Annotated in this window: 15 protein-coding genes, 1 tRNA gene and 4 pseudogenes; 8 read left to right on the plus strand and 12 right to left on the minus strand. The window is 36.7% G+C overall.

Annotated features, from left to right (window positions below; all coding sequences use genetic code 11):
* Positions 1-75: 75 nt before the first annotated feature.
* The 3 genes from ACFINA_RS03670 to ACFINA_RS03680 form a co-directional block, all read right to left on the minus strand.
* Positions 76-1,476 carry an amino acid permease gene (locus tag ACFINA_RS03670; RefSeq protein ID WP_375607000.1) on the minus strand — a complete coding sequence of 467 codons (1,401 nt, stop codon included), beginning with the start codon at positions 1,474-1,476 and terminating at the stop codon, positions 76-78.
* A gap of 783 nt (positions 1,477-2,259) precedes the next feature.
* Positions 2,260-2,892, minus strand: coding sequence for a LysE family translocator (locus tag ACFINA_RS03675; protein ID WP_375615090.1), 633 nt, complete (start codon positions 2,890-2,892; stop codon positions 2,260-2,262).
* A complete protein-coding gene (locus ACFINA_RS03680) occupies positions 2,889-3,497 on the minus strand; it encodes a fumarylacetoacetate hydrolase family protein (RefSeq protein WP_375615091.1) in 609 nt (202 codons plus the stop codon). Before ACFINA_RS03680 ends, ACFINA_RS03675 begins: the two co-directional genes overlap by 4 nt.
* A 574-nt stretch (positions 3,498-4,071) precedes the next feature.
* On the opposite strand from ACFINA_RS03680, the pseudogene ACFINA_RS03685 reads away from it, so the two are divergent.
* The 4 genes and pseudogenes from ACFINA_RS03685 to ACFINA_RS03700 all read left to right on the plus strand — a co-directional run.
* Positions 4,072-4,487 (plus strand): annotated as a pseudogene (locus ACFINA_RS03685) (DEAD/DEAH box helicase family protein); the annotation flags it as partial.
* 78 nt (positions 4,488-4,565) lie between these two features.
* The gene (locus tag ACFINA_RS03690; RefSeq protein ID WP_375610516.1) at positions 4,566-5,030 is read left to right on the plus strand and encodes a hypothetical protein; all 465 of its coding nucleotides are present in this window, start codon (positions 4,566-4,568) and stop codon (positions 5,028-5,030) included.
* 94 nt (positions 5,031-5,124) lie between these two features.
* Positions 5,125-5,238: pseudogene (locus ACFINA_RS03695) on the plus strand (hypothetical protein); the annotation flags it as partial.
* 12 nt (positions 5,239-5,250) lie between these two features.
* Positions 5,251-5,826: a hypothetical protein gene (locus ACFINA_RS03700; protein ID WP_375615092.1), complete on the plus strand. Its 576-nt coding sequence runs from the start codon at positions 5,251-5,253 to the stop codon at positions 5,824-5,826.
* Positions 5,827-6,070: 244 nt separating this feature from the next.
* On the opposite strand, the pseudogene ACFINA_RS03705 reads toward ACFINA_RS03700, so the two are convergent.
* The 4 genes and pseudogenes from ACFINA_RS03705 to ACFINA_RS03720 form a co-directional block, all read right to left on the minus strand.
* A pseudogene (locus tag ACFINA_RS03705) lies at positions 6,071-6,503 on the minus strand (phage antirepressor KilAC domain-containing protein); the annotation flags it as partial.
* On the minus strand, positions 6,488-6,739 hold the full coding sequence (locus ACFINA_RS03710) for a Rha family transcriptional regulator (protein ID WP_375615093.1): 252 nt from the start codon (positions 6,737-6,739) through the stop codon (positions 6,488-6,490). The gene ACFINA_RS03710 and the pseudogene ACFINA_RS03705, both read right to left, overlap by 16 nt.
* A 579-nt stretch (positions 6,740-7,318) precedes the next feature.
* Positions 7,319-7,810: a hypothetical protein gene (locus ACFINA_RS03715; RefSeq protein WP_375615104.1), complete on the minus strand. Its 492-nt coding sequence runs from the start codon at positions 7,808-7,810 to the stop codon at positions 7,319-7,321.
* A 90-nt stretch (positions 7,811-7,900) separates the two neighbouring features.
* Complete coding sequence (locus ACFINA_RS03720; protein WP_375615094.1) at positions 7,901-8,221, minus strand: hypothetical protein; 321 nt, start codon at positions 8,219-8,221, stop codon at positions 7,901-7,903.
* Positions 8,222-8,398: 177 nt separating this feature from the next.
* Here ACFINA_RS03720 and ACFINA_RS03725 point away from each other — a divergent pair, with 177 nt between their 5' ends.
* A complete protein-coding gene (locus ACFINA_RS03725; protein ID WP_375615095.1) occupies positions 8,399-8,707 on the plus strand; it encodes a hypothetical protein in 309 nt (102 codons plus the stop codon).
* Positions 8,708-8,948: 241 nt separating this feature from the next.
* Here ACFINA_RS03725 and ACFINA_RS03730 read toward each other — a convergent pair.
* The 5 genes and pseudogenes from ACFINA_RS03730 to ACFINA_RS03750 all read right to left on the minus strand — a co-directional run.
* Positions 8,949-9,201: pseudogene (locus tag ACFINA_RS03730) on the minus strand (hypothetical protein); the annotation flags it as partial.
* Between the two features lie 200 nt (positions 9,202-9,401).
* Entirely contained in the window at positions 9,402-9,608 is a 207-nt protein-coding gene (locus ACFINA_RS03735; protein WP_375615096.1) for a hypothetical protein, read from the minus strand.
* Between the two features lie 813 nt (positions 9,609-10,421).
* Positions 10,422-10,595, minus strand: coding sequence for a hypothetical protein (locus tag ACFINA_RS03740; protein WP_375615097.1), 174 nt, complete (start codon positions 10,593-10,595; stop codon positions 10,422-10,424).
* A gap of 550 nt (positions 10,596-11,145) precedes the next feature.
* Positions 11,146-11,352, minus strand: a complete 207-nt coding sequence (locus ACFINA_RS03745; RefSeq protein WP_375615098.1) for a hypothetical protein — start codon at positions 11,350-11,352, stop codon at positions 11,146-11,148.
* Positions 11,353-11,574: 222 nt separating this feature from the next.
* Positions 11,575-11,660: transfer RNA gene (locus ACFINA_RS03750), tRNA-Leu, on the minus strand.
* A gap of 146 nt (positions 11,661-11,806) precedes the next feature.
* Between ACFINA_RS03750 and ilvA the strand changes: the two genes are divergently transcribed.
* From ilvA to ACFINA_RS03765, 3 genes are all read left to right on the plus strand, one after another.
* Complete coding sequence (gene ilvA / locus ACFINA_RS03755; RefSeq protein WP_375608747.1) at positions 11,807-13,084, plus strand: threonine ammonia-lyase IlvA; 1,278 nt, start codon at positions 11,807-11,809, stop codon at positions 13,082-13,084.
* A 35-nt stretch (positions 13,085-13,119) separates the two neighbouring features.
* Entirely contained in the window at positions 13,120-13,650 is a 531-nt protein-coding gene (locus tag ACFINA_RS03760; protein ID WP_375607472.1) for a hypothetical protein, read from the plus strand.
* Positions 13,651-13,941: 291 nt separating this feature from the next.
* A complete protein-coding gene (locus ACFINA_RS03765; protein ID WP_375615099.1) occupies positions 13,942-15,318 on the plus strand; it encodes a DEAD/DEAH box helicase in 1,377 nt (458 codons plus the stop codon).
* The last annotated feature ends 98 nt before the right edge of the window (positions 15,319-15,416 follow it).

A 15,416-nucleotide genomic window follows, 5' to 3' on the forward strand; every position in this document is an offset into this window, starting at 1 on the left:
GATGTTTGGGGAGGAGGTTAAGTAGAAAAAGGGTAACTAAAATTACCCTTTTTTGAGATGTTTTATGTATAGACTTTATTTGTTACCTTGAGTTATTTTTTTCTTTACAAATGTAAAATAGGTTATGCCTAAGCAAATAAACCAGAATATACCGTATTTTAAAGCTGTTAGGGTGTCTTCTTCTAACGTTAACAAATAGAGCATGAAAGCAAAGAAAACTAAAATTATCCCGCACACGATAATTCCTCCTGGCATTTTGTAGACGGATTCAGCATGCAAATGAGGGTGATTGCGACGATATACAATATAGCTAACCAAAATTACAGACCATACGAATAAAAATGCAATAGCTGAGATGCTCGTCACAATTGTGAAAGCACTTATGAGGCTTGGAGAGAGTGAGGCAATTGTATACCCTATTAAAATACATAAGCAGGAAAAGAATAGAGCATTGGCTGGAACATGATATTTGGAAAGCTTACCTAAAATTGGAGGAGCACCTTTTTGTGTTGCAAGTCCATATATCATACGGCTAGTAGAAAAAATACCACTATTTGCCGAAGAAGCAGCCGAGGTGAGAACGACAAAGTTTACCAAACCAGCAGCTATCGGAATACCAGCAAGCCAAAACATCGAAACAAAGGGGCTTTTATCTGGAACAATTTGATCCCAAGGTGTGACTGACATAATCACGATGAGAGAGAAGATGTAAAAGAGTACAATACGTACTGGTATTGCATTAATTGCTTTTGGTAGAACTTTTTTAGGATTTTTGACTTCAGCTGCAGTTGTTCCTGCAATTTCTATACCAACAAAAGAAAAAATGGCAATTTGAAATCCAGCAAAAAAACCTGTCATTCCTCGCGGAAAGATATTTCCATCGTTCCATACGTGATTGAGAGAAGCAACAGTACCATTGGGAGAAGTAAAGCTCGTAGCGATCATATAAAAACCAACAACAATTAATGCTAAAATTGCTACGACTTTGATAAGACCAAACCAAAATTCAAGTTCACCGAATAGTTTTACGGCAAAGAGATTAAAAATTAAAAAGAAACCAATGCAAGAAAAAACGGCAATCCATGGATTAAGCGTTGGCCACCAAAAGTGCATATAAGTGATGATGGCAATAATATCTGCAGCTCCAGTTACAACCCAGCTCAACCAATAGCTCCAGCCTACAAAGAAAGCGATTCCCGGTCCTAGCATATCGGTTGAAAAATCAATAAGGGACCGGTACTGTGAATTAGAAAGCAATAATTCTCCCATAGCACGCATGACAAAGTATAGGGCACATCCAATAATAGCATAAACGAGTACGATGGAAGGGCCTGCTACACTAATTGTTTTTCCTGATCCCATGAAGAGTCCTGTTCCAATAGCTCCACCGAGGGCTATAAGTTGTACGTGACGGTTATCTAGGCCACGTTGTAGTTTCATCTGAGGACCATCTTTTAAATTTTGTTTATAGCTCATTTTTTGGGGGTTCCCTTTAATTATTTTGAGATTAAATTACACTAAAAATGCATTATTCTGTATCGAAGCATGATATAAATGAGGTGTAAAGGAAAAAAACGTTTTTTATGATTTTGTGTGGATAAAGACAAGAATATGTTTTAGGAATATGGTTTTGAAAAAAGAGAATGTTTTCCTCTTAAATAACGTAACGGATATCTGAATAGGGAACTTTTTATTGTTATTAATAACAAATAAATTGTTCATTAAAAGACGTGGAGCTTTTAAAATTATTTCAGAAAGTTGTCAGGATTTTTTATAATTTTTTGAAACTTATTATTTGTAATCAGTGCATTATTTATTATTATTCATAATGGTGAGAGTTTTAATTTTTACTCAAATAGCACTCGAGAGTTCTCATCTTAATTTAAGAACAATTTTTAATGGAAAATTTAAATGATTTCTAAAATCATTTTTTTATTTTTATGATGCTATCATAAGTGAGAAGGAATTACTTTTGTTTCACAAAGGAAAAGAACAATATCATAGTTCTTTCTTTTAAAGTGATGAATAAGGATTTTGTTTAGACATTGGTAACATTTTATAAAATGTTACGAGAGACTCACATTGTTTACACAAGCGTCCTTGAGAGTATGATAAAGAAATGCAACGTAATTCAGTTATACAAAGAAAAAAAGAACTGGGGATTGTATAAGCTCTGTTAGAGATTTAGCTATTCATAGTGAGAGACAGAATCAGGAAAAGATTGCTCTATTAACTTTACAATTTGTTATCGAAATAACATTATCCAAAGAAAATGAAAAAAGAAAATAGAGATAAAACTGTTCCTGTCGCAATATTAATGTATCCTTTTATTTTTTTCTTTTTTAAAGTGGCGCTTGCGAATGATATAAAAATGGTCATTAAAGTAAACCATGTAAAGATGTTGAAGGAATGTATCGTTACAAGTTCAAAGCCTTTTTTAATGCTACTGCCAGAAGCTAAGAATTTTGGAAAGGCTGCTATGTAAAATATTGATACTTTGGGATTTAGTATTTGTGTCAAAAAACCATCCATATAGCTGGTAAAAAGCTTTGTTGTACCGACAATGCTTTTTTCATTCGTTGATATTTTTTCTTTTGAATTTAAGCTGTGTATTCCAGATTTAATCGATTTAAAGCCCATATATAATAAATAGCAGCTTCCCATGAGTTTTACTAAAAGAAAGAGCGTTTTGTTGTTGAGAATGAGTGCTGATACCCCTAATATGGAAAATGCTCCATGCGCATATGTTGCTGTACATAACCCTAAAACGTTCATAAATGCGTTCTTTTTCCCCAATCTCGTTGCATTATCGATGATAAGGGCCATGTTTGGTCCCGGTGAGATGACTAAAAAAAATGAAACAATGAAAAAGGTTAGTATTTGATGACTCATTCTACTTTTAGCTCTGAGATTAATTGAGCTTCAAGATATAATTCTATTCTGTCAAATTTAGAGAGTTTTCCTACGCCCTGTGGAGTGCCTGTGTATATGATATCACCACGCCTTAGCTGAATGTAGTGACTTAAAAATGATATTATTTTCTCAAAGCTAAAGATCATATTTTTCGTATTGCCAACTTGCCTCGTTTCGCCATTTAACTTCATTGTAAAGGTTATTGGGTTGTTTATTTTTTCTTTGTTTATGAAGTCAGAGACGTATGCCGCTCCTTTAAATCCTTTAGATAAAAGCCAAGGAAGCTTTTTTTCTTTCAGTTTTGTTTGCAAGTCTCTTGCGGTAATATCAAGACCTATTGCTACGGCATCATAGCATTCTTCTGCTTCTTTCTCTGTGACCATGAAAGTGTCCTTTGAGATTCTGAGCACAATTTCAGTTTCAAAATGGATTTCTTTAGAAAAGTTAGGAAGATAAATTTCATTGCCTAAAACGAGTGAACTTTTTGGCTTGCTAAAGATAACGGGTTCATCTTCAACAATATTGCCTAGTTCATGAACATGTTCAACATAATTGTATCCAACACAGTAGATGTCATTTATCATGGGAGCCCTCCAAATTTTTTATTTTCTCTTTGTATAGGCAAGAGAAAATTTTGCAAACAACATTTTTTCTTATATCGCGTTTTGCGTTTTCTGGAAAAGAAGCATTGTGTGGGGTGATGACTAACTACGATGACAGCCCTTCGCATTATCCTCTTTTGAAGAGTGCCCAATCTTATAGTCTTTGAGATTACTTTAATTTTGATTGCCAATTTCCTGAAATTACTTTATTACTTAAAGAGTGATTTTACTCATCTACGCAGCGATCAGTAGAGTCTGAAAGCCCTAAAGTTTGATCATAAAAATGGCCTACTCTGTTGGTGTCTCGGAATTATGGGATATTTTTCTATATCTAGGTGCTATGAGCACTAAAAGAAAAGATCTGTTTCGTGTTCAATACTTTCAGGCTCTCGGAATACTAATGCGAGGGTGCTCGCACCCAGCGGGGGGAGCTTAAGAGTGAAAAGAAAAAGCTACATTTTAACGGCATTTCTATAGGCAAAAAATTCGCTTTTAAAGAAAAATGCTGGGAATGTCGTAAAAGCAATTAGGGCACCAATTAGGGATAACTTTTCAACAAATCCAAAAGTATGAGAAAGTCTATGAGGGTTTAAAAGAAGCAGACCGTGGCAAACTTATTATGGTATGTGGAACGGAGAAGATTTTTACCAGCTTTAAGATAGCACAACAAATAGCCGAAACTGGAGAGCGTGTTTTGTTTTTCGTGCCTTTTCTGGCTTTGATGTCACAAACAATAAGAGAATGGACACGCTATACAGAAGTACCGTTTCATTCCTTTGTGGTGTATTCTGATACATAAGTTGGCAAGTGTCGTAAAACAAAGATGCTGCTGCCGAACTCGATGTCTCAGATCTCGCTCTATCAGCTACCAACTGATGCTTAAAAGCTTTGAAAAAAGAAAATAAAGTATTAGTAAATGCAATGACTGTGGTGTTTGCTACTTACCAATCAATCCAAGTGATTTCGGATGCTTAAAAGAAATACGGTTTATCAGAATTTGATCTGATCATTTGTGAAGTAGCGCAGGTTAAGGCGGATAAGGTAGAACCTTTGGTTGTAGAAGCCAAGGAAGTAGCTGAGACTGCGAAGACAACAGCGGAAGAAGCGAAGAGTGTTGCGGAGCAAGCAAAAGAAAAAGCTGATACGACGAAGCAAGGGCTTGGAGAGGTCAGGAGTTCATTAGACACGGTGACAGCAACGACAAATTCTGCGAATACAGCCGCCTCTGAGGCAAAAGTGTTAGCGGAAGAAGCGAAGAGTGCATTGACAGAAGTTCAAGAGAAGGCTCAGAGGAACAGTGACAGTCTTTCTGAACTTCAAGGTAATGTAGGTTCTCTTTCCACTAATTTTTTAGAGGATGTGCGTTTTCATCAACCTGACAGAATTCTGGAAGCCGATCCGAAAAATAGAAAAGGTCTTGTGATCAATGAAGGGGCATGTTTTCGCTTTTATCATGGTGGTGAGAATGTGGGGGTAGGTACCTCTTTTACCGCATTCCAGGGCATGGAAGGATGACTTTTGACGAAGATCTTGAAGCAGGAAAGGATTTTATTATACATATCTCTTCCTAAAAGATCAGACGAATGAGCTATCCTTTGACCTTTCGCAAAATCTGACGGCTCCTGATGGCTATACAGAGGATAATTCTAAAAAGATTAGTGGATTTCATACGCTATGTGCGAATGTTGGTGAGATCGAAGGTCATCTCTTATCGGGTTATTAAGCAGGGGATATTTTGCCCAATTCTGTTTGGTGTTTAAATCACCGCCCGCATAGTGACCCAGAGGGAATAGTTTACAATCCGTGGCATAATATTTGGGTTGATATTTATCTTCAATCAGGGACAGGTGTAAATGCAAAGTCGGCATATGGTGTTCCGATTACGACCAATCGTAGCTATGCGAATCATGCCTCTGATTTTTGGTCTGTTAATTTGACAAGTGATGAGTTTTCGCCATGCATGTATGGAAGTAATCAAGCAACCAGTATTGTCGGCAATCAAACGCCTTCTCCTAAGACGTCTGGAGGACACGTTGATACAAACAATAGACGGATGATTTCGCATATCGGTTGTGAGGATGGTTGCGGTTATGTTTGGCAATATTTGTCTGGTTGTTATCCAGTGACTAAATGGCATACAGGGGAGCAAGGAAGCAGTTTACGTGTAGACATAAATGTTATGTTGGGAGGAGGCGATTTGACTGGTGGCTCTAACAATGATCATCTTGTACGGAATTTTGCGCATTCTCGTTATGTAGAAGATGAAAAAATAGGCGCCCGTGGATGTAGCGATCCATTTTATTATAATTAGTGCGAGATTGATTAGAACATCATTTTATCCAGCCCCACTTTTGTGGGGCTTTTTTTATGGAGCGTCAGATGAGAAAGATATCGAAAGAAGGATTGGCACTTCATCTTGAAGTTTTAAAATCAAAGCTTTTTCTACTAAACTCATGATGTCAACCAGAGCTGTACAATCTTATCATTCATATTTTCATGTCTAGAAAATTGAGATAAAGCCATCCATAAACCGCATAAGAAGTTAGAATCTACCTTCATTGCACACCTCCGTGGACTTGTTCTCTCAAACATGCCGCCAATCCTTTAGGTGTGATTTTTGTTGAAGGCAGCACCTTTTCTGTTCCATCCGGTTTTTGAATGGTGATGGCAGAACACTCCATGAATCCTTTTTTGATTTTATCCTGATTAAAGATAACAATGGACCACTTGGAGCACGTCGATACACCCAATCATTTTTACGCAAGTAATCTGTTAAATCCTTTGGTCTTATCTCCAACATCTTCGCGGCTTCAATCAAATCAAACAAATCATCAGAGCGTTTTAAGCCTTCTAAAGCTTTTGCTTTTGGTGCTAATTCTGAAATAACATAGTTTTTCTGCTTAATTTGATTTTGTAGATGATTTAAGGCGCCAAGTAATATTCGGGTTTGGAGTAATCAATTTGTGGAATAGCTACTTGTCTTTCCAACGGTCAATTATCTTTGCTCGTAAGGCAGTGCTGTAACTAGAAACAAGAATTAAGCATTCACGCATTGGCAGGTTATAACAAGGGCGGCTTTCACCTTTGTTATCAAGGTAGTGCCCACAAAAATCAACCTCCTCAAATTTGAGGGCGTTAAGTTCTTCAAGCGTTTTCTTGGTGTCACGCATAATATTGTCATGCCTTTTGCCACATAATTCAGTAATTTTAATAATGGTATTCATAAAGAATTCTTAGATGTTAGACGTTCCTTAATGACATTCTAAAAGAGTGCTGGGCATTAAGAAACACGGCAATCTAGTCTGTCGTTACGCCTTTCCCCGAAGGGTGTTATATGGTATAACAACACCTGAAAAAGCTATTATATGCATGTAGCATACAATGAGTTAAAGCTTTTAAATTGCGGAAGATTAGTTATTTCGGCAACTAATCCGCTAGTTGTTTTGAGGTGTTTTTGAGGCACCTGATTCGAAAATACCTATTACTATAGAATTGTCCAGCAACAAAAATTACTTCTTGCTAAGAAAACGTTTCACATACTGTACAGTGTACATAATAAAAATTGTTATTTATCAATAAGTTAAGTGTACAACGTACAGTAAAATTGAAAATTCTGTCGCTAGCGATAATTCGCACTAGTCTGCCCTGCAACGAAGCCAACCCGCTGGGAAGTACCTTTTGCATTGATTTTTTATGGAAGAACAAAGCATAAGTGATAATCTGTTTTTAAAATTGTAATCAAAGTGTGTAATGCATAAACTCATAAGGATATGGAATATATAGATAAAGTTTAAGAACATAATCTAGCTTTTCTTGTTGGCAGCGTATTCATGATGAGCAAGTTTGTTCTGTATATTGGCAATTAATCTCTCATTGGCTTTTTTTACAATAGCACTTGCAATCTCTGGCTTTGACATGACCTCAGAAGTTGAGGGGCCCTCTTGTTTTGCAATAGGGAATTGATCTCCGTCATCTCTTTGAAACACATTCCCTCCCATTTTCAAATCAACACGCTTTGGAAAACTGCCTCCCTTGATAAAACCATGGGGTAAGATTTCTTTCTTTCCAAACAGTGTGTAAATTACGCCGCGTTTTGTTTCTTTTGCTTTAAAAAATTTAAGAGGTATTGGTGTTCCAGAACCAATGATACCTGTCTCAAGAAACCTTGCTGTCACTTTTTCTTTAATATAAACACCTTTTCTGATACGCTTTGTTTGAGCTGATGAGATGTCGGTAACTTGCTTTTCAGTAAAGCGTTCAACTTGTTTTGCTGAGGTGTTTAGAGCATTACGCAGAGCCCAATTAAGGCGTGGTGCTTGAAGGCTTGTGAAGGTATCTTTTGCCTGTTGAAGATACTATTTTTGGTAGATGATTAACTTCAACGTCTAAGCCTTTTTAAGAGTAGGTGTTGATGATTGAGAGACCTTAGATGCTTTTGGTTTTTCGAGAGAGGTTTTTTTAGTCACTGATTTCGTTGATGTTTGTACGGCTTCTTGTTCTATTTGCTTAATTTGTTCAACTCCCTTGTCGGGCTTTATTTTTGTTTTAACATCAACAAAGGGTTTAGCAGCATTTGCACGCTTGAGACGAGCATAGACTTGATTAGAAAGCTCAACAAATGGATTATTGGGAGTTGAAACTTCAAAACGAACAGTGCTTTTATTGTTGCCAACAACACACATTGGCTTAGTGATGACAGCTTTCATTATGGCTCCTTTTGAGTCATAATTAATGACATCATTAGTCAAATATTGATTTTTATTCTGTGAAAAATTGATTAGCTGATTGTCAACAGAAAAAATCATGATCTTATGCTTTTTTACTTTTTACCTAAAGTTGGTGTTTTTAAACATTAAAAGTTGTAGAAAAAATTCAAGTAAGAAATGTTGATAACTTTGCTAAGACTTCGCCCATTACGCGTTACTATATCTAAAGCACGCGGCTGGTCGCAGCGTATCACACCTGTTGTATGCAGCCCTGTTCCCACCAATGAAACAGCAAAGCCTGCTGTTCTAGCAAATGACATAATCAGTACAGGACGCGTTCCTTTTTCTCATAGACAGAGGTTGGGTCAAGCGATACAAACCAAATTTCACCCCGCTTCATTACAAGAGCTCTCTGTCAACAGGCTTTGCATCAAACCACTCTACATCTTTATCCGCAAAATCGTCCGAAGGATTACATTGGGCTAACAATTCTTCAAGAGTGTAATTTTGCGATTTGTCCATTATCAATAGCCAAACCCACTTGCATATTTTCAGTAAGATGAAGAACATCAAACAATGCAGGAGGTATAGAGAGCATAACGGATCCTCCAACTTTACGTAATTTTGTTGTGCATAAAACGCCCTCTCTAATATTATATAAAAATATAACATAAAGCTCATGATTCAATAGCTTCTTATGCTTTTGTGTAAATGTTTAAGAAGTGCATTTCGGAATATCACCACCGTAAACCATGCTTTTACTTGCGCTTTGGTACTAAAATCCGCATTCTTAGGTGTTTTGTAATACTGACCACCATCAAACTTTTCACATCCTCTTGTGCCGTCTCCATATTCGTAGAGGTTGTAAAAATACTCCTCTGTCCAATCCCCCATGGGGCATACCCACTGCCGTTGCAACAAACCTCTTTCGCATGGGCTTGTTTACGGTTTTTTAAGAGTAGATGTTTTAAAATGAACATGCTTTAATCCTAATTTTACAAATTTGTCTATTTGCCTCAAATTTGACCGTACAGAGCGTTTTATATGATAGGTTTTTTTATCATAAAATCTTTAAATCACTCTGTACGGTGCCATTTTGTCGATTTAAATGCACATCCAATCACAAAACGATCAGCAATTTTCTCTAGTTTGCTAACCTGAAATGTTTTTCACTTGCTTTTCAACCAACGTGAGTGGTCTTGAATTCTCTCTCATTGCCTTTTTTCAGCTTTTTTTCATGGGTGTTCAAAACAGCCTTGTGTACAAGATTGGCTTTTGCCAAAAGACTATTTTCCAAATCACGGCATAATCTTACTAACTCACGAGTGCTTGGAAAAAACGTATCTGATAAATCTTCTACCTCATCGCATAAAATCCGTTTAACCATTTTTATCAGTGACTACGTAGAAACACTTTCCAAAATCATTCTCCATAGGTAAGCGCTATACCTTCATGATCGGCCTGTTGCGAAATTTTAAACCACACGAAAGCATCCGAATTTCCTTGGCTATGTCCTCTTTGTTCGCTTTTATTTAAAACAATTCGTGAAATTGATCACATGCTTCTAAGGCAATTGCTTCCTTCTGTTGTGTCAATGCTTGCCATTTTTCAAAACTAAAGGAAACTGCGGAGCTATCATCTCGTGAATGTGTTTCAAAGTGACCTCGAGGCCTGATATCAAGGATGCTGTCTGAGATGCGTTCATCTACACTTTTTTGCCTTTGAGAGTGATTTCCATAGTTTTTTCCGTTCTCTAAATCCTTGATAGCTTTTCACACCCAATTGCGTCATGTTGCTTTCCAATAATCTCGAAATTTTGTCATTTCGACTTTGACACGCTCTGGAGGCAATTCCTCATCGATTGCAAAATTATCAGGGATACGACAGTCACTGTCATTTCTAACCCGTTTAGCTTTTTTCGGAATGTTTTTTTGCTCGTGAATGGAAGGTTGGTTTTCTATACCCGTTTCGATTTGCTCTGATGTGGTCTCAACAGCAGCAACCTTTGTTGGTTCGTCAACTTGTTCGTTTGTTTCTAAATTTTCAGAACCAGTTTTTTTACTAAAATGATGGTTTTAGTATATTATATATATATTCTTATTCTGGTTCTTTATAGCTTGATTTTGCTTAGCGTTTGCTTCAGCAAGATCATTACAATGTTTTTTATAGCGTTTTTTATTGTGCACTTTTTCCAGCCTCACTATGAATTTGCGATATGTGCACTTTTTTTATCAGTAAAATCTTTTAGCTCTTCTTCAACGCGCGTATTCGACAAACCATTATCTTTCTCAATAAGTTTATCATTTCTTATTAAGTGTTCGACAAGAGTTGCAAACTTTTTTGCGAGCAATTGCAGTGCGTACAAGCGTTTCAAAGTCTTCTTTAATTGGTGCTTTTTGTCATACATGCGAATGAAAAGCGTTATATAAACTCACCTTTGCTCCAACGTCATTCCATCTATCTCATTGATCCAGTCATTCAAATGGAATCTTATCCATGGCATTGCATTAGACATGCGCATTCCCTTCTTTAACTAAATATAAAATTGCTAAAGCATTTGCTTCGGTGTCATCTTTTGGGTTTTACCCTTTTGCACAACACCGTTTTAATCATCTTTTCTTGTGAAGAGTTGCCTTTATCTGTTGTTATCTTCATTTTTGTAAGTCATTGCTGAAAACGCAAATAGCGCATACCATCGCCTTTAAAACGACAAGATTCAAAATTGACAAGTGCCACTTGTTATACTGCTGTCTACACGAGAAATCGCTCAGCCTGTCTTGGTACCTAGATCAAGGTAGAGAATGATTTGTGTATTTGATGATCATCTTCCCCCATTAAGGCTGTTGTGTATTTATATGTGCGCTATGATAGAGCGTGTTGTGATTGCCTGTCTTGAAAAAATGTTTGTGAGAAAGTACTTGAAACTACTTTTGGGCTAAATTTTTAATTGCCATTCGAGGAAAAATAATTTTAGAAGCAGTTGATTTTCGAATTAACTCTTCTTGTTTTTGAATCACATCTTTTTGTGCACGTATTATTTTAGCTTCTTTATCTATTATTTTGTCTTTTGCATCTATCTCTTTTCTGAGCTTTTGCGTCGTTTTACAAGAGTCATGAAGAGTATAAGCCAATCCCAAATTAGCAATACTAATTGCCTCTCCATCCTATAAAGATGAGGAGGAGGTCAAAGTGCTAAAAAGGTACCTCAAAAAGCAGCAATGATTCGTATTTTAGCATCATCGCGGTGCTGTCTAATAGCGTTATAATAAAGTTACGAAAGGTGGTGTAGAAGGTGCTTTAATTTTTTTTGATTTTTAATAACTCATTGGAAAATAAGAGAGATTAAGATAATTTGGTGCGGACGGCGGGACTTGAACCCGCAAGGTCTTCGACCGGCAGATTTTAAGTCTGCTATGTTTACCGTTTTCATCACGTCCGCGATGTGAGTTCTCTCATAAGCTATATCTTTTATTGAATCAAGAATTAATGACAAAAGAAACATTTTTCATTTTTTAGTGAAATTTTGACTGACAATAGTTTCCTTTATCGATAGAAAAAGCTTTTATAATGTAAATAAAGTATGAAATGATTAGTGTTATGAGTCAATTTATTCAAGACGTCACAAAAGCTATGGTGGGATTGCATCACGTGTTTGCTGAAACACCACTTCAAAGAAATGATTTTCTTAGCCAAAAGTATGATGCAGAAATTTATTTAAAGCGTGAAGATTTAACACCGGTGCGGTCTTATAAGATTCGTGGTGCTTTCAATTTTGTTTCAGAAATGCTTAGCTGTATATCACCAGATTCTGCATTTGTTTGTGCTTCAGCGGGGAATCACGCGCAAGGCGTTTCTTTTGTTTGTCGTTATTTTAAACGTAAAGGCGTGATTTTCATGCCTATGACAACGCCACAACAAAAAATTGAAAAAACACGTATTTTTGGTAAAGAATTCATTGATATTCGTTTGGTTGGAGAAACATTTGATCAATGTTATGAAGCTGCACAATCCTTTGTCGTAGAGAGCGGTGGTGTAATGGCTCCACCTTTCGATGATATTCGCATTATTACGGGGCAGGCAACAGTGCTTTGTGAGGCTGCTTTACAATGGAAAAAACTCAATGGAGAAAGTGAGCCAGATTTGATGATTGTGCCGGTAGGTGGGGGTGGTTTGGCAAGTGGAGTGAGCAAGTTTCTACATGAATATGGTTGGAAAACAAAGCTTCGTTTTGTTGAGCCGCAAAGAGCAGCAAGTTTACTTGCTTGTTTGGAGAGTGGAAAACGCGTCAAGCTTGAAAGCATTGATACTTTTGTAGATGGTGCTGCTGTGGCTGAAATTGGTGCACTAAACTATACAATTCTAAAGCAATTTCCCCCTGATTCTGTCATTACGGTTCCTGAAAATCGCGTTTGTTCTACGATGGTTGAAATGCTTAATGTTGAAGGTGTGGTTCTTGAACCGGCTGGTGCTTTATCGATTGATGCGCTTAACAGTATTCCTCCTCAAGAGTTAAAGGGGAAAAAAATTCTTCTTGTTATTTCAGGAGGTAATTTTGATTTTGAGCGTTTGCCAGAAATTAAAGAGCGTTCTTTACGTTTCCAAGGGTTGAGAAAATATTTTATTTTTAGTTTTCCGCAACATCCTGGTGCATTGCGTCATTTTCTTTCCACATTATCGCCAGATGATGATATCGTACGTTTTGAATATCTTAAAAAATCAGCGAGAAACTTTGGTTCTGTATTGGTTGCGATTGAAACAAAAAAATACGGTAATTTTTGTCTTTTAGAGGAAAAATTTCAAACGTTAGGTTGGCGTTACCGTGATATTACTGATGATCAAACTTTATTTGATTTTGTTATTTGAAAAACTGAAATTTTACTAAAACAAGAAGTATAACGATGAAACCTATTTTTTATTCGGTGCTGAGTCTATTTTTCTTTTTGATTGTTAATCAACAGAGTTTAGCATCTCAGCCAACAATAGTACAAAAAGATGAACTTTCAAGAGTCGTTGTTGATGTCAATAATGCTATAAAAAATGGGGATTTTATGCCTATTTCTCGTTATATGCCTGAGCGGCTTTATAAAGAGATGGCACATCGATTGAATACAACAGAGAGTGCTTTACGTAGTGATTTTCTTCAACAGTTGCATAAGAAGTTTGAGGGGTTGCCTTCTGGTGCTTATTATTTAGATAAAGAAAATATAGAGTATTTACAAACTGATAACGGTACTTTGTATGCTTTAATTCCAACAGTTCTTGAGATGAAAGATCGCATCATTCAATATAAAACTTTGGCGATTTTTGATAAAAACCAATGGTATTTAATTTATGGCGGTCAAAAAACTTTACAAAATCCAGTTTTTCTCGAGATTTATCCTGATTTTATCAAGGTACATTTACCGATGGACACAATCATCAAAAAGTAAACGATCTAAATATTGTTTTTATTCATGATAAATGTATTTCGTAAAGTTCTTGCTTTTTTATCATAATCCAAAGATAATAGAGGTGAAGGCATTTAGGCTGGTTTGTTGGCTTTTTGTAAAGTGAAGTTTATACGCCTTTATCTTGATTTCAAGGTGTTCATGAGTTGCGCAAGCCGCTTTTTAGGCGTTGCTTCATTTAAAATGTCAGGGATTTCTCTTGCGCGGATTCTTGAGTGGAGAGTTCAGATGGTTACTTCATTTTGAGTTCTTCAGCTAAGGAAAGATTTTATTTTGCCTATAAAAGAAGAAAATGTTTTTACAAAGTTAGGTTTGCCTACTCTTTTGATTAAAAATTTACTCATTGCTGGGATGAGTAAACCTAAACCTATACAAGAACAAGCTATTCCAGTGATGTTGAAAGGACACGATATTTTAGGTGTTGCTCAGACAGGTTCTGGAAAAACCTTGGCATTTAGTTTGCCTATTTTAAGTCAGATTTTGGCTTTAGGTGATAAACGATGCCCTAAAACTGCACGCGCTTTGATTTTAGCTCCAACGCGTGAACTTGCTGTTCAGATTGATGAAACGATTCGCACTGCGGCGAAAGGAGCACATCTTTCAACATGTCTTATTTTTGGGGGCGTATCACGTTTAAAACAAATTAAACGTATGGAAGCAGGTGTGGATGTTTTGATAGCGACTCCAGGGCGTTTGAGAGATCTTGTTCGTGAAAAGTGTGTTGATCTTTCCCAATCTCGTTTTTTGATTTTGGATGAAGCAGATCGTATGTTGGATATGGGGTTTATTCATGATGTTAAGCAAATTGCAAAGCTTTTGCATCAAGAGCGTCAGACAGCACTCTTTTCTGCAACAATGCCGAGGGAAATTGCTGTGCTTGCAAAATGTTTACTCAATGATCCGGTTAAAATTGAAGTTGTTCCTCAAGGTACTACGGCTGTAGAGATTTGCCAAAAATTATATTGTGTTCCTACGAATGAAAAAAAGAATGTTTTAAGTAAACTTTTGACAAATCCAGCTTTTGATTCGGTTATTGTTTTTACTCGAACGAAACATGGGGCAGATGCTGTCACGCGTAGTTTAGAAAAGGTAGGATATTTAGTCGCAACAATTCATGGAAATAAATCACAAGGTGCTCGCCAGTCTGCTTTAAAAGCTTTTCGTGAAAGATCTGTGCAGATCCTAGTGGCAACAGATATTGCTGCACGCGGTATTGATATACCAGGGATAAGTCACGTTATTAATTACGACTTACCAGATGAAGCTGAAAGTTATGTACATCGTATTGGTCGTACAGGACGTAATGGTGCATCTGGTGTAGCACTTACGCTTTTTGATGAGAAGATAGAAAGGTCCCGCTTGCGTGCTATAGAGCGCTTGATTCGTATGAAATTGGTGGCTGAGGCTGTTCCAGAACAATTTGCAGCGTTTCCAGAAAAGCCAATTGTACGAGAAAGTAAAGAAAACGATAAGGAACGCCGTTTTAAAAAATCTAAACGTCAAAAACAGTTTTTAGGTCGAAAAGATGATGCTGCACAGTTGCAGCGGAAGAATTCTTCACCTCAAAATGAGAGGCAGCAAAAAGCAAAACCGATAGTAAAGCGTGCAAAGACTTTTCGTTTTCGGAAATCAGTTAAGAAGGCTGCTTAGATAAAGTCTTGAAAAAAGATCATGTATAGGAGATTTTTTACTTTTGTTGATTTATTCTCAATTGAAAAGAGTTAAAAGTAAGAAGATTCTTCAGAGCT

The sequence above is a fragment of the Bartonella sp. AC10YNML genome (assembly GCF_042196825.1).
GTDB lineage: Bacteria > Pseudomonadota > Alphaproteobacteria > Rhizobiales > Rhizobiaceae > Bartonella.